The sequence below is a fragment of the Ruegeria sp. BHSC029 genome (assembly GCF_059613085.1).
In genome coordinates, this window is sequence record NZ_JBXWRU010000004.1 from 77,326 (window position 1) to 90,335 (window position 13,010).

A 13,010-nucleotide genomic window follows, 5' to 3' on the forward strand; every position below is an offset into this window, starting at 1 on the left:
TTGGCGCACCTACGTTCGACTCCCAACCGCATGTCATTCAGGAGACAGAATATGTCGACCGTAGCCGTAACCGACGAAACCTTTGACGCCGAAGTCAAGAACTCGGACGTCCCCGTCGTGGTGGATTTCTGGGCCGAGTGGTGCGGACCCTGCAAGCAGATCGGCCCCGCTCTGGAAGAGCTGGCGGCCGAATATGGCGGCAAGGTCAAGATCGCCAAGGTCGACGTGGACAGCAACCCCAACTCGGCCGCAGCCATGGGCGTACGCGGAATTCCCGCGCTGTTCATCTTCAAGGACGGTCAGGTGGTTTCGAACCGCGCAGGCGCTGCCCCGAAGGCCGCCCTGCAAAGCTGGATCGACGAATCCATCTGATACCGAACGGAACTCAAAAAAAGGCGCCCCTCATGGGGCGCCTTTTTTTGTGCATGGTCTGCGCAAAAAGAAAAAGCCGCCCGGAAATCCAAGCGGCCATTCGTCTTTAGTCGAATTCGGTCTGAATTCAGATCTTTGCGATATCTTCGCGGACCAGACCGATATCTTCCAGCTGGGCATCGCTCAGTTGCGACAGCAGCTTGCGGGTCTTGCGGGCGGTGTTCCATTCGGCGACAGCTTCGAACGCGTGCGAGATGCTGTCCACTACTCGCAGGATGGTAGCTGCTCCGAGCGGCGCATGGATGTTTGCGGTGGTTGCCATTTGCGCATTCCTTTTTTGAAACAGCCGACCCTGTGTCGGTTGTAAGCCTCATCTAGTCTTGCGACAGGCGACTCACAATTGCTGGTCCGACAACCCCGTGATGCACGGATTGCATATCTTTTGGGCAGTTTGAGAACGGGTTGCGCGGATCGCGCCTCCGGCCCATATAGGGCATCAACGGATACGGAGGCTTGAATGGCGGAGAACGACTTTCCCGGTTGGCACGGCACCACGATCATCGGCGTCAAGAAAGGCGGCCAGATCGTCATCGCGGGTGACGGGCAGGTCAGCCTGGGCCAGACCGTGATCAAGGGCACCGCCCGCAAGGTGCGGCGCCTGTCGCCCGGCGGCTTCGAGATCGTCGCCGGGTTCGCCGGCTCGACCGCCGACGCCTTCACACTGCTGGAACGGCTGGAAGCCAAGCTGGAGGCCACGCCCGGTCAACTGGCCCGCGCCTCGGTCGAACTGGCCAAGGACTGGCGCACCGACAAGTACCTGCAAAAGCTTGAGGCGATGCTGATCGTCACCGACGGCCGAGATCTATTCGTGATCACCGGGGCCGGGGACGTGCTCGAGCCGGAACATGACGTGGCGGCGATCGGGTCGGGTGGCAACTTTGCCCTGGCAGCTGCGCGGGCGATGATGGACAGCGACAAGTCGGCCGAGGAGGTTGCCCGCGAGGCCATGGCAATTGCCGCCGACATCTGCGTCTACACCAACGGCAACCTGACGGTTGAGAGCATTTCGGGCTAGGGGTCAGGCCAGCAGGGCCGAAATCTCCTTGCCCTTCCACCGGCGGTGCATCCCGATCAGCCCCAGAATGGCCGAGGCGATCACGATGTAATAGGGCAGGCGGATATCGATGCTCATCAACCCGCCGCCGATCAGCGACATGATTCCACCCGCCAGGCAGAACACGGCCGTGGTTACGCCCATGACCCAGCCCTGATCCGCCTCGCTGACCGACGAGGAAAACAGGCCCAGAAGGGTCGGGTAGGCCACGCCGAACAGGAAATAGAACAGGAACACCGGCACGTAGCTGAGCACGCCGCTGGGGCTGAAGGCAAAGGCAAAGCCGCAGATCACCATGACGATCAGCGAAACATATATGATGTTGTGCTTGCTGAACCGTTCCTGCGCGGGTTTCACGAGAAACGTACTTGAGAAGGCCAGCGCCACACCAATGACGACCATGGCCATGCTGCCGCCGATCACGCCGTAACCAAAAGCGCTGGTCAAGAAATTGTCCACAAACACGTAGAAGGTGACGTTCGCGATCATGAAGAACGCGTAGACGGGCAGGATCTTCAGAACCATGGGGTGGCCACGTACGGCGACCAGGCTGTCGGTCACATCGCGGGGGCGAAAGACGAAGGGTTCGCGTTCGGTTCGGGTATCCTTGAAAAAGAACAGCACCAGCAGGATCGCGATAAGCACCAGGACAAACGCGCCGTAGAATGGGGTCTTGAGCGTGGCAACGCTGCCCAACAGCGCCGCATCCGACAGGACCGCTCCGATGATCGGGCCGCCGACCAGGCCAAAGCTGACCCCTGTCACGATATAACCCATGTTCCGGTCACGATCGGCCGCATCCGTGCTGCCGTCGATCATGGCCGCCTGCGCAATGGGCTGGTTTCCGGCCGTGAACCCGGTGATCGACCGGCCCACGATCAACAGGATCAGGCTGTTGAGATACAGCGCCGCAATGGTGATCGCATAGCCGGCCAGCGCGCCGCCCAGGCAGACCAGAAGTGCATTCTTGCGCCCGATGGAGTCCGAAACTTTCGAGACATAGACGACGCCCAGAAACCAGGACAGGAAGAAACACCCGATCACCAGACCGTAGTAGAAGTGACGGCTGCCCATTGGCGTGCTTTCCGGCAGAAAGCCCGATTTCGTCTCCATGATCAGCGAGTTGATGATCGGAAAAACCAGCCCTTGGCCGATCAAGTCCACGAACACCACGAACAGCAGGGTAATCTTGGCAATCTTGGACATTTCACTCTCCGGGTCCCGCGCACATTCCGCCAACCCTATCAGAGGACACCGAAATCTCCCAACACGGAGGTCAGGAAAGAATTGCATTGGCGCCGGGTCATTGTTAACCAACGCGGCCAAATGTGCGGTCTCGGTTGTTTTTGCCGACCCCGTGCTTACCTAAGCCGCAGCTGACTGCCGACCATCGAAAGGACTGCCCTGTGACCGACCTGACCCCGCGCGAGATCGTCTCGGAACTGGATCGTTTCATCATCGGGCAGAAGGACGCCAAGCGCGCTGTCGCCGTGGCCCTGCGCAACCGCTGGCGGCGCAAGCAGTTGCCGGATGACATCCGCGACGAGGTCTATCCCAAGAATATCCTGATGATCGGACCCACCGGCGTGGGCAAAACCGAGATCAGCCGCCGCTTGGCCAAGCTGGCCCGCGCGCCTTTCATCAAGGTCGAAGCGACCAAATTCACCGAAGTCGGCTATGTCGGCCGCGATGTTGAACAGATCATCCGCGATCTGGCCGATGCCGCTATCATCCAGACCCGTGAATACATGCGCGAAGAGGTCAAGGCCAAGGCGCATCAGGCTGCCGAGGACCGCGTGATCGAGGCCATCGCCGGCTCGGACGCCCGCGAGAGCACCCGCGAGATGTTCCGCAAGAAGCTGAAATCCGGCGAGCTGGACGACACGGTGATCGAGCTTGATTTGGCCGACACGTCCAACCCGATGCCGATGTTCGACATTCCCGGCCAGCCGGGCGGTCAGATGGGCATGATGAACCTGGGCGACATTTTCGGCAAAGCTTTCGGCGGGCGCACCGTCAAGCGCCGCATGACCGTGGCCGAAAGCTATGACATCCTGATCGGGGAAGAGGCCGACAAGTTGCTGGATGACGAGGCCGTCACCCGCGCGGCGCTGGAATCGGTCGAGCAGAATGGCATCGTATTTCTGGACGAGATCGACAAGGTCTGCGCCCGGGCAGAAACCCGCGGCGGGGATGTCAGCCGCGAAGGGGTGCAGCGCGACCTGCTGCCGCTGATCGAAGGCACGACCGTGTCCACCAAGCATGGCCCGGTCAAGACCGACCACATTCTGTTCATCGCGTCGGGCGCCTTCCACATCGCCAAGCCCTCGGACCTGCTGCCCGAACTTCAGGGCCGCTTGCCGATCCGGGTCGAGCTGCGTGCGCTGACCGAAGAGGATTTCGTGCGCATCCTGACCGAGACGGACAACGCGCTGACCCGCCAGTATACGGCTTTGATGGGCACCGAAAACGTCACCGTCAGGTTTACCGAGGACGGGATCGCCGCGCTGGCCCGGATCGCCGCCGAGGTAAACCAGAGCGTCGAGAATATCGGCGCCCGGCGCCTGTACACCGTGATGGAGCGCGTTTTCGAAGATCTGTCCTTTGTCGCGCCGGACCGTGCCGGTGCGGAAATCGTGGTCAACGCGGCCTTTGTCGATGAAAACCTTGGTGAGCTGACCAAATCCACGGACCTGAGCCGTTACGTTCTGTAACATGATCAGCCGGTTTTTGCCGGTTGGTCCTGCGCAATTATCTGGACGCGTCGGCAGGTTACGCTATGCGTAGCACGTACTGTTGGTCTGGGATCGATCCGTGCTGCGCTATCTGATCATTTTCGTCACGGTTTCCGTTTTGGGAGGCTGCGTTGATCGATCCATCTCGGTCACCTTGCCCGAAGCGTTGGACGTCGGAACGGCGCAGACCGTGTTCGCGGCCACCACCCGCGCACGCGAGGCCGACGGCTCATACGGGTATCGTCGCGCTGACCGCCTGCAATTCCTCGAAACCACAGTCTCGATCCCGCCGAACCACCGACCGGGGACGCTTGAGTTTTCCTATTCGGACCCGAACCCGAGCCGGCAGTTCGTTTTGGCAGGTGTGCGCGAATTTCCGTCCGAGCAGGATCTGAAAGCGCGGCTGAACGGCGCCAAGGAAGTCACGATTTTTGTTCATGGCTACAACGCCACCCAGACCGAGACCGTTTTTCGCGCGGCTCAGTTGGCTCACGATATCGGCCTGCCTGGAAAGACGTTGGTCTATTCCTGGCCCAGCCGAGGGGCCGGATCGGGCTATGCCTATGATCTGGACAGTATGCTGTTTGCCCGCGACGGGCTGCAACAAACCATATCTACGCTGAAATCCCTGGGCGTCCCGCGCGTGCTGATCGTTGCGCACTCGATGGGAGGCGCGCTGACCATGGAGATGATGCGCCAGGCCGAGCTGCGCGAGCCAGGCTGGTCGCGGCGCAATCTGGAAGGTGTATTGCTGATCTCGCCCGATCTCGACGTTGACGTGTTCCGGTCGCAGATGGCGGTGATCAAATCTCCGCCCGAGCCATTCGTGATCATGGTCTCGCGCAAAGACAAGATCTTGAACGTGTCCGGACGCCTGCGCGGAACTGCCAAAGGCGAGCGGCTGGGCAACATCAGCTCGACCGAGAAGCTGGCGCAGTACCCGGTCAGCATCATCGACACCACGGCTTTCAACAAGGATGCGGAGTCCTCGCATTTCGTGGCCGCCACATCTCCGGCACTTCTGTCGATTCTCAACGCGGCGGGCCGGGTCAGCAGGACCTTTGGCCGGGATCAGGGCGGCATTGATCTTCTGGTGCCGCCGGCCGTGCGAAACGATGCCGGCGCGACCGAGGTTGTTCTGACCGAAACCGGGCAGGTGCGGGTCAGCACCCCGTGATAGGGCGAGGGGTCCGCCTTTTCCTTGCGGACAATGCTCCGTGGTTGGGCGCGGGGGTCTTGCTGACCTTCATGTCCAGTTTCGGGCAGACCTTTTTCATTTCGATCTTCGCCGGGCAGATTCGGGCCGAGTTCGGCCTCAGCCACGGCGCATGGGGCGGTCTTTATTCCTTGGGCACGACTGTTTCCGCGATCGTCATGATCTGGGCCGGAGGGCTGACCGATATTTATCGTGTCCGCGTGCTGGGTCCGGCTGTCCTGCTTGGGCTTGCGTGTGCCGCGCTGGCGATGGCGGTCAATCACTGGGTGATCCTGTTGCCCGTGGTGATCTTTCTGCTGCGTCTGTTCGGCCAGGGCATGTGCAGCCACATTGCAATGGTTGCGATGGCCCGGTGGTTCACGGCCACGCGGGGCAGGGCACTCTCCATCGCAACGCTGGGATTTGCCGTCGGTGAGGCCCTGCTGCCCGTGCTGTTCGTCGCCGCCATGGCCTTTGTCGACTGGCATTTTCTTTGGGCGCTCTCCGCCGCCATCGCGTTGTTGGGAATACCGGCGTTGATGCGGATGCTGCGTCAGGAACGGACACCACAAAGCCTGGCTCGGGAAACCAGCGCGACCGGGATGCTTGGGCGGCACTGGACCCGGCGCGAAACGCTATTGAACCCGCTTTTCTGGTTCATGATGCCGGCGCTCATGGGGCCTTCGGCATTCATTACCGCGTTCTTCTTTCACCAGGTCCATCTGGCGCAGACCAAGGGCTGGGCCCATATCCAACTGGTTGCGTTGTTTCCGGTCTATACTGGGGTGTCGATCTTGGCGATGTTCGCCTCGGGCTGGGCGCTGGACAGATGGGGCACGGCGCGGATGATGCCGTTCTATCAGCTTCCGATGGCTGCCGGGTTTGCCCTGTTTGCGTTTGTCCAGACAATCCCCGGCGCCGTTATCGGTTTGTCCTGTCTTGCCATTTCGGTCGGCGCCAACAGCACGCTGCCCGCCGCGTTCTGGGCCGAGTTCTACGGCACCCGTCACATCGGCGCGATCAAGGCGATGGCTGCGGCCGTCATGGTGCTGGGGTCTGCTGTCGGGCCCGGCCTGACTGGCGGGCTGATCGATCTGGGCGTGCCGCTCAGCACGCAGTTCCTGTGGGTCGCCTGGTTCTTCGTGGCGACGTGCGGCATAGTTTGGATCGGTATTCAGAGGGCGCGACGACTGCTTTAGCGGATCCGCCTCAGATACACGTAGTAAGCCCCATCACCGCCATGGCTGATATGGGCCGGACTGACCTGAAGAACCGCTTGGGCCAGGGGCGGCAAATTCAACCACTGAGGCACCTGGTTGCGCAGCACGCCGCGGGGCGTCGGGATCGGGCCAGGTTCGTCCCTGTCCTTGCCTTTGCCGGTGACCACCAGAACCAGTCGTTTTCCCGATGCCTGCGCCGACAGGATGAACCGGATCAAAGCGGGGTGGGCTGTGTCGACCCGCATTCCGTGCAGATCCAGCTTGCCTTCGGGTTTCAGCTTGCCGCGTTTCATCCGCGCAAAGGCCTTGCTGTCCATCTGTACGGGTGCGGCGCGCAGGCTGTCGCCGATTGCGGGCTTCAAGCTGTGACCGCGTCCATTTGTCGGTGCATTCTGACCCAGTTCAAAGGTGTCTATCCGCGCTTTGGGGGTTTTTCGCGGCTTGGGCTTCGGCAATGTCGATGGGTGAACGGATTGGGGAATCTCCGGGTGCAGCCGCTCGGTCTGCCGGGTCACCTTGTGCCACAATTCAATCTCGTCTTCAGTCAGCTTGCGGCGGGTCATCAGAACTCATCCGGCAGCATGGCATAGGCGCGTTGGATCGGCAGCAGAACGATCATGCGGCCGGGATCCTTGAGCTGGCCCGCTGCCTGTCCTGCGGCGTCCCCGGTTCCGAAAAAGATGTCGGCCCGTTGTGCGCCTTTGATTGCCGAGCCGGTGTCCTGTGCGATCATCAAACGCCGCAGCGGAGTCTTGCCGTCTTTTTCAACCCAGACCGGCGCACCCAACGGGGTATAGGCCGGGTCCACGGCTATGCTGCGCATTGCGGTGATCGACCGGTTCATTGCGCCCAAAGGCCCGCGGTCTGCAGCCACCCGCGAAACCTCGCGGAAAAAGACGTAGGACGGGTTGTGCATCAACAGCTCGGTCCCAATCTCGGGGTTCTTGCGCACCCAGGACTGGATCATCCGGGCGCTCACATCATGCGCACCCAGAATACCGCGCCGGACCAGCTCAACCCCAACCGACCGATAGGGGTGGCCGTTGGCCCCGCCATATCCAACACGCACCGAACTGCCATCCGGCAAACGGATGCGCCCCGAGCCTTGAATCTGCAGAAAAAACAACTCGACCGGGTCATCGACCCAGGCGATTTCCAAGCCGCGGCCCTTCATCACGTCACTGGTCAGCAACTCGCGCCGACTGAGCCATTGCCCAGCCGCCCGCGCCTCGGGCGGCATCTTGTAGACCGGGTATCTGTAGGTTTCAGTCCGCGTCCGCGAGCCGTTCAATTCCGGTTCAAAATATCCGGTGAACAGCGGGGCCTTTTCATCCTCGATCAGGATGGGCCGGAAGAACAGTTCGAAAAAGGCGCGCGCGGCATCGGGCTCGTATGTCCGTGCGGCTGCACACAACGAACGCCAGTCCGGATCGTCCAGATCCCCGCAAGTGTCCAGAAAAACGGACAAAGCCGCGCCGTGGTCATCCTCGGCCCAGCCATCAAGGTCAGCAAATGACAGGATGGATCGCGTCGCCTCAGCTCCGGCGGCATTGGCGGCGGTCAGAACCGCCACCAGCATCAACGACCGGAGCGTTCCGATCATGCGTCCGTGGCGACAAGCAGCCAGTTCGGATCATCCGCGCCCATGACGCGAGCAAAAGTCCAGCTGTCCTTTTGGCGCTTGATCGTGTTGGGGCTGCCTTCGATGATGTCACCGCCCCGGTCACGCACGACCGACGTCAGCTCGCCGACGAACCGCACAGTGATCTCGGCGCGGTTTGAATCCTTGTCGAATTGTGCATCCACCAGGCCCATCTCACGCACACCGATGAACTCGGCCTCGATCGTCAGGCCCTTGTCCTCGCGATCGGCGACAACCGACACGAAGGTTTCGAAAACTTCCTCGGACAGGAAGGGCTGGATTTCATCCAGATTGCCCCGCTCGAACCCCATGACGATCAGCTCATAGGCGCCACGGGCGCCCTGCAGAAACTCGCTGACCGAAAAGCTGGGCTCGACTCGCTTCATTGCGGCCAGCGTCTGCGCCAATTCGCTGTCTTCGGGCACATGGTCGGTAATGTCACGATCCGGACCGCCGTCGATCACTTCGAAATCACGACGCGACTTCCCGGTGTCGGGTTGCTGCGGCACCGGTGGTTTTTCAAAGCCTTCGCGCGTGCCCAGCACGCTTCTGAGACGCAGGATCAGGAAGATGGCTATGCCAGCCAGCACCAGAAGCTGGATCAGGGGTGAATTCATTTCGTCCTCTTTTCAGCACCGAGACTTTGTACACGCGGCCTCGTGCCACTATGTAGGTGACAGTTGGTGGCAAGTCCACAGCCCGGCCTATGGGAAAGGATAGCGCATATGTATCTGTTCTTGGCATTTTTATTGGTGCCGATCATCGAAATCGCCCTTTTTATCCAGGTCGGCGGTCTGATCGGCCTGTGGCCGACGCTGGCGATCGTGGTTTTGACCGCCGTTCTGGGTACCGCGATGGTGCGGACACAAGGTCGCATGGCGATGGGTCAGCTGCAGCGCGCCTTTTCCGAACTGGACGACCCGACCGAACCGCTGGCCAATGGTGCAATGGTCCTGCTGTCGGGCGTTCTGCTGATGACGCCCGGGTTCTTCACCGACGCAATCGGCTTTGCGCTGCTGGTTCCCGGGGTGCGGGCCGCGGTTTTTCGGTATCTCAAATCACGGGTCACGATTACCCAGTTCCAGATGGGCCCCGGCCCGCAATACGGGGCGGCGCGCGATCCGTTCGGTGGGGATGACATCATAGATGGAGAGTATTCGGAAGTGCGCACAAAACCCGCACAACCGTCGAAATGGGTGGAAGGGCCGCACCAGCATTGAGGTGCCCGGCCCAACTTGGTAAGCAGTGGCGAATTTAAATTTTGGAGCGGATCCATGACCGAAGAAACCGCCGCCGGCACAACCGAGCCCCAGGCAGCCCCCCAAATCCAGATGCGCATTCTGGGACAGTTCATCCGGGACATGTCCTTTGAAAACGTGATGGCGCAAAAAGGCGTCTCGGGCGACGTGCAGCCCGAGATCTCGGTCCAGGTGAACCTGGATGCGAAAAAGCGCTCGGCCGACCACCAATATGAGGTGTCGATCAAGCTGAACCTCAAGTCCAAGGCCAAGGGTCTGGAGGACATCCTGTTCCTTTGCGAGATCGATTATTGCGGCCTGTTCCACGTGGAAGGCGTGCCGAATGATCAGTTGCACCCGTTCCTGATGATCGAATGCCCGCGGATGCTGTTCCCTTACCTGCGCCGCATCGTCAGCGACATCACCCGCGACGGTGGCTACCCACCGGTCAATCTGGACAACATCGATTTCGTCGGTCTGTACCGCAACGAGTTGATGCGCCGTCAGGCCGAGGCGTCCGACAAGACCGAGGCGTGATCAGGCAACCCGCATCTGACCCGGGTCAGGTGCGGGACCACAGGGCGTTTTCGCCCAGCTTTTCGACAAATGCATCATGCGCAGCGCGCTCATCCTCGGTAATCCGGGGCTGCAGTGGGTTGGGCCGTGGACCGGGGCGCCAAATGTCGCCACCGGTTGAGCTTTCGGCAGACGTCGAAGACAGGCCAAAATCTGGTTGGCGTCCGCCGATGAGCTCCAGATAGACTTCTGCCAGGATTTCCGAGTCGAGCAACGCGCCGTGCAGAACCCGGTTCGAGTTGTCGATGTTGAACCTCCGGCACAGCGCATCCAGCGAGGCGGGCGAGCCGGGAAACCGCTTGCGCGCGATCGCCAGCGTGTCCAGCGCCTGCTCCATCGGGATCGGAGGCAGGCCCATCCATCCCAATTCGGCATTGAGAAACTTCATGTCGAATGAAGCGTTGTGGATCACCAGCCGTGCATCCCCCACGAAATCGCGGAAGGCCTGCCCGACCTTCGCAAAGACAGGTTTGTCCTTCAGGGTGATCTGGCCCGGTTCGGCAGGTTGCGGCGGCTCCAGCAGGTCAGGGCCGATGCCGTGCACGCCGAAGGCCTCGGCCGGCATCGAGCGTTCGGGGTTGATGTAGACGTGATAGGTCTCGCCCGTGGCGACGTGGTTCCACAGCTCGATAGCCCCGATCTCGACGATCCGGTCGCCGCTTTCGGGATCGAATCCGGTGGTTTCCGTATCCAGTACGATTTCACGCATCTGTCAGTCCTGCCCTGATCTGCCTGACCACATCCTGCACCTGTGCGCGGGCATGGTCCAGAGTGTCGGTGACGATCACGAAATCCGCCCGCGCGCATTTTTCGTCATTCGGCATCTGCTTGGCGCGGATCTGCTCGAACTGCGCCTCGGTCATCGTGCCCCGCGCCATGACGCGGCGTTTCTGCTCGTCCGGGGGGATCGAAACGCAGGCCACCGCATCCATCTGCGCGTCGCCGCCGGCTTCGAAAAGCAATGGGATGTCAAAGACAAGGATGTCCGACTTGGCCGCCTGTCGAAACGCCTCGCGATCCTGGGCCACCAGCGGGTGCACGATGACTTCGATCCGTTTCAACGCGGTCGGATCGGCACCGATGATCCGTTTCAGGACATCACGGTTGACAGCGCCATTCTCGATGGCCTCGGGAAATGCCGCGCGGATCGGCGCGACCGCCGCGCCGCCGGCCGCGTACAGCCGATGCACCGCGGCGTCGGCATCCCAAACGGCGCAACCTTCCTGCGCGAACAGGTTGGCGGTGGTGCTTTTGCCCATGCCGATCGACCCGGTCAGACCCAGCGCAAAGCTCATCCCAGAACCGCTGCGCGGGTTTCTTCCGTAACCTCGGGGCGCAAGCCGAACCACCGCTCGAACCCGGGCACCGCCTGATGCAGCAACATGCCCAGCCCATCGACGACGGTACAGCCCGCAGCCTCGGCCTGTTCCAGAAGGCGGGTCTTCAACGGCGTGTAGACCAGATCAGTCACCACCGTTCCCGGCTGCAACCCGTCCAGCGGGACGCGCAGCTCGGGCTGACCCTGCATACCCAGCGACGTGGTGTTCACCACCAGTTCGGCGTTTTCGATCACGTTTCCGGCCTGGACCCAATCGACCACGGTGATGCGCTGGCCAAATTCCTCTTTAAGGTGATCGGCGCGCGACCGCGTGCGGTTGGTCAGCAGGATCTCGGGCACGCCGGCCTCGGCCAGCGCCTGCAGCACCGCCCGCGCGGCCCCGCCCGCGCCGAACACCACCGCCGGGCCATCCTGCGGCACCCAATCCGGCGCGCCCGCGCGCAGGTTCTGCATGAACCCGTACCCGTCGGTATTGTCTGCGTGAATCGAGCCATCGGACCGGAACACCAGCGTGTTCGCCGCCCCGACCACCGAGGCGCGGTCCGACACATGATCGGCCAGGCGCAACGCGGCCTCTTTGTGCGGAACAGTAACATTGGCCCCCACGAACCCGGCCTTGGGCAAGCAGCGCAGGACCGTTTCAAGATCGGCAGGCGCAACATCCATCGGCACATAATGGCCCGGCAAACCATAGGTCTTCAGCCAATAGCCATGCAGGGCAGGCGATCGGGAATGGGCAATCGGGTGTCCGATGACTCCGGCCAGTGGAATGCGTTTGTCGGTCATTGTTCGATCACCCCTCGGACCGCTAGAAAATTGAGCAGCTCCAGCAGGGGCATACCCAAGACGTTAAAATAGTCGCCGTCAATGCTGCTGAACAGGCGCACACCCTCTTCTTCCAGCTTGTAGGCCCCGACCGCATGGCGAATGCTGTCCCAGTTGCGCGCGACATAGCCCTTCAGATAGGCATCCGAACTGGCGCGCATCCGCAACCGCACCTGACCGACATGGCGCCAGACCGGTTCGCCGTTCTGATAGATCACCGCCGCCGACAGCAGCATGTGACGCTTGCCGCGCATCGCCTTCAACTGCGCCAGCGCCTCTTCGGGCGTTTCGGGCTTGGACAGCAGGCGTCCGTCGAAATCCAGAACCTGGTCACAGCCCAGAACCATCGCGCCGGGCGTCTTGTCACTGATCTTGCGCGCCTTGAGCTCGGCCAGAGCGTCGGCGATGTCGCGGGGCGGCGCGCCCTCAGCCAGAAGCGCGCGTTTGGCGGTATCCTCGTCCACGCGGGCGACCTGGACGGAAAACGGCACTCCGGCGTTCCGCAGTAACTGCGCGCGGATCTCGGACCCCGAGGCAAGAACGATGGGGACAGTCATGTGGAAAACCCCGTGGGCAAGTTGATCATTGGTTTTGAACGGTTTGTATGGTTTTCCAGTTGACACGCAAGCCCGCGATTTCGGCCTGAAACTTCCCCGAGTCGCCCAAAGACTGTCCGGTCGGGACAAGGATAACTCGGGATCTTGGGATTTCCTGTTCATCAAAAGATGTCCCTTGAGTTATCCCCAAGTCAGAT

16 protein-coding genes are annotated in these 13,010 nt (G+C 61.5%); 7 read left to right on the forward strand and 9 right to left on the reverse strand.

The features are described 5' to 3' along the window. Positions 1–51 precede the first annotated feature (51 nt). On the forward strand, positions 52–372 hold the full coding sequence (trxA, locus tag AC2FML_RS10425) for a thioredoxin (RefSeq protein WP_093963876.1): 321 nt from the start codon (positions 52–54) through the stop codon (positions 370–372). A gap of 127 nt (positions 373–499) precedes the next feature. On the opposite strand, the gene AC2FML_RS10430 is transcribed toward trxA, so the two are convergent. After that, positions 500–694 (reverse strand): DUF1127 domain-containing protein, encoded by a 195-nt coding sequence (locus AC2FML_RS10430; RefSeq protein WP_496783048.1) that lies wholly within the window; start codon positions 692–694, stop codon positions 500–502. Positions 695–889: 195 nt separating this feature from the next. Between AC2FML_RS10430 and hslV the strand changes: the two genes are divergently transcribed. Then, the gene (gene hslV / locus AC2FML_RS10435; protein ID WP_093963878.1) at positions 890–1,447 is read left to right on the forward strand and encodes an ATP-dependent protease subunit HslV; all 558 of its coding nucleotides are present in this window, start codon (positions 890–892) and stop codon (positions 1,445–1,447) included. A gap of 3 nt (positions 1,448–1,450) precedes the next feature. Here the strand turns inward: hslV and AC2FML_RS10440 are convergent, their stop codons facing one another. After that, on the reverse strand, positions 1,451–2,692 hold the full coding sequence (locus AC2FML_RS10440) for an MFS transporter (RefSeq protein ID WP_170361080.1): 1,242 nt from the start codon (positions 2,690–2,692) through the stop codon (positions 1,451–1,453). Between the two features lie 200 nt (positions 2,693–2,892). Here AC2FML_RS10440 and hslU point away from each other — a divergent pair, with 200 nt between their 5' ends. From hslU to AC2FML_RS10455, 3 genes are all read left to right on the forward strand, one after another. Next, positions 2,893–4,200, forward strand: a complete 1,308-nt coding sequence (gene hslU / locus AC2FML_RS10445; RefSeq protein ID WP_496783050.1) for an ATP-dependent protease ATPase subunit HslU — start codon at positions 2,893–2,895, stop codon at positions 4,198–4,200. Between the two features lie 100 nt (positions 4,201–4,300). Continuing rightward, on the forward strand, positions 4,301–5,398 hold the full coding sequence (locus AC2FML_RS10450; protein ID WP_170342596.1) for an alpha/beta hydrolase: 1,098 nt from the start codon (positions 4,301–4,303) through the stop codon (positions 5,396–5,398). Positions 5,399–5,469: 71 nt separating this feature from the next. After that, positions 5,470–6,615, forward strand: coding sequence for an MFS transporter (locus AC2FML_RS10455; protein ID WP_496783052.1), 1,146 nt, complete (start codon positions 5,470–5,472; stop codon positions 6,613–6,615). On the opposite strand, the gene AC2FML_RS10460 is transcribed toward AC2FML_RS10455, so the two are convergent. The 3 genes from AC2FML_RS10460 to AC2FML_RS10470 are packed head-to-tail and all read right to left on the reverse strand — an operon-like array spanning position 6,612 to position 8,895. Continuing rightward, a complete protein-coding gene (locus tag AC2FML_RS10460) occupies positions 6,612–7,199 on the reverse strand; it encodes a Smr/MutS family protein (RefSeq protein WP_170361086.1) in 588 nt (195 codons plus the stop codon). The two genes, AC2FML_RS10455 and AC2FML_RS10460, sit on opposite strands and share 4 nt — an antisense overlap. Then, positions 7,199–8,239 carry a murein transglycosylase A gene (mltA, locus tag AC2FML_RS10465; RefSeq protein ID WP_170447201.1) on the reverse strand — a complete coding sequence of 347 codons (1,041 nt, stop codon included), beginning with the start codon at positions 8,237–8,239 and terminating at the stop codon, positions 7,199–7,201. The genes AC2FML_RS10460 and mltA overlap by 1 nt, the downstream gene beginning before the upstream one ends. Continuing rightward, complete coding sequence (locus AC2FML_RS10470; RefSeq protein WP_170340666.1) at positions 8,236–8,895, reverse strand: Tim44/TimA family putative adaptor protein; 660 nt, start codon at positions 8,893–8,895, stop codon at positions 8,236–8,238. Before AC2FML_RS10470 ends, mltA begins: the two co-directional genes overlap by 4 nt. A gap of 108 nt (positions 8,896–9,003) precedes the next feature. On the opposite strand from AC2FML_RS10470, the gene AC2FML_RS10475 reads away from it, so the two are divergent. Further along, complete coding sequence (locus AC2FML_RS10475; protein ID WP_496783054.1) at positions 9,004–9,498, forward strand: FxsA family protein; 495 nt, start codon at positions 9,004–9,006, stop codon at positions 9,496–9,498. A 54-nt stretch (positions 9,499–9,552) separates the two neighbouring features. After that, a complete protein-coding gene (gene secB / locus AC2FML_RS10480; RefSeq protein WP_170342607.1) occupies positions 9,553–10,053 on the forward strand; it encodes a protein-export chaperone SecB in 501 nt (166 codons plus the stop codon). 25 nt (positions 10,054–10,078) lie between these two features. Here the strand turns inward: secB and dnaQ are convergent, their stop codons facing one another. From dnaQ to AC2FML_RS10500, 4 genes are read right to left on the reverse strand one after another with little or no spacing between them, the layout of a single operon-like run. Then, a complete protein-coding gene (dnaQ, locus tag AC2FML_RS10485) occupies positions 10,079–10,801 on the reverse strand; it encodes a DNA polymerase III subunit epsilon (RefSeq protein WP_496783055.1) in 723 nt (240 codons plus the stop codon). Continuing rightward, on the reverse strand, positions 10,794–11,387 hold the full coding sequence (coaE, locus tag AC2FML_RS10490) for a dephospho-CoA kinase (RefSeq protein WP_496783056.1): 594 nt from the start codon (positions 11,385–11,387) through the stop codon (positions 10,794–10,796). Before coaE ends, dnaQ begins: the two co-directional genes overlap by 8 nt. Beyond that, positions 11,384–12,217, reverse strand: coding sequence for a shikimate dehydrogenase (locus AC2FML_RS10495; RefSeq protein ID WP_170433534.1), 834 nt, complete (start codon positions 12,215–12,217; stop codon positions 11,384–11,386). Before AC2FML_RS10495 ends, coaE begins: the two co-directional genes overlap by 4 nt. Then, positions 12,214–12,813: a Maf family protein gene (locus AC2FML_RS10500; RefSeq protein WP_170370397.1), complete on the reverse strand. Its 600-nt coding sequence runs from the start codon at positions 12,811–12,813 to the stop codon at positions 12,214–12,216. Before AC2FML_RS10500 ends, AC2FML_RS10495 begins: the two co-directional genes overlap by 4 nt. Positions 12,814–13,010: the final 197 nt, after the last annotated feature.

Excerpts from the sequence above, each read along its gene's own strand:
- dnaQ (WP_496783055.1), bottom strand. The coding sequence starts at position 10,801 with ATGCGTGAAATCGTACTGGATACGGAAACCACCGGATTCGATCCCGAA.
- AC2FML_RS10475 (WP_496783054.1), top strand. The coding sequence starts at position 9,004 with ATGTATCTGTTCTTGGCATTTTTATTGGTGCCGATCATCGAAATCGCC.
- AC2FML_RS10495 (WP_170433534.1), bottom strand. The coding sequence starts at position 12,217 with ATGACCGACAAACGCATTCCACTGGCCGGAGTCATCGGACACCCGATT.
- coaE (WP_496783056.1), bottom strand. The coding sequence starts at position 11,387 with ATGAGCTTTGCGCTGGGTCTGACCGGGTCGATCGGCATGGGCAAAAGC.
- AC2FML_RS10455 (WP_496783052.1), top strand. The coding sequence starts at position 5,470 with ATGTCCAGTTTCGGGCAGACCTTTTTCATTTCGATCTTCGCCGGGCAG.
- hslV (WP_093963878.1), top strand. The coding sequence starts at position 890 with ATGGCGGAGAACGACTTTCCCGGTTGGCACGGCACCACGATCATCGGC.
- AC2FML_RS10500 (WP_170370397.1), bottom strand. The coding sequence starts at position 12,813 with ATGACTGTCCCCATCGTTCTTGCCTCGGGGTCCGAGATCCGCGCGCAG.
- AC2FML_RS10430 (WP_496783048.1), bottom strand. The coding sequence starts at position 694 with ATGGCAACCACCGCAAACATCCATGCGCCGCTCGGAGCAGCTACCATC.
- AC2FML_RS10470 (WP_170340666.1), bottom strand. The coding sequence starts at position 8,895 with ATGAATTCACCCCTGATCCAGCTTCTGGTGCTGGCTGGCATAGCCATC.
- mltA (WP_170447201.1), bottom strand. The coding sequence starts at position 8,239 with ATGATCGGAACGCTCCGGTCGTTGATGCTGGTGGCGGTTCTGACCGCC.
- trxA (WP_093963876.1), top strand. The coding sequence starts at position 52 with ATGTCGACCGTAGCCGTAACCGACGAAACCTTTGACGCCGAAGTCAAG.
- AC2FML_RS10440 (WP_170361080.1), bottom strand. The coding sequence starts at position 2,692 with ATGTCCAAGATTGCCAAGATTACCCTGCTGTTCGTGGTGTTCGTGGAC.
- AC2FML_RS10460 (WP_170361086.1), bottom strand. The coding sequence starts at position 7,199 with ATGACCCGCCGCAAGCTGACTGAAGACGAGATTGAATTGTGGCACAAG.
- secB (WP_170342607.1), top strand. The coding sequence starts at position 9,553 with ATGACCGAAGAAACCGCCGCCGGCACAACCGAGCCCCAGGCAGCCCCC.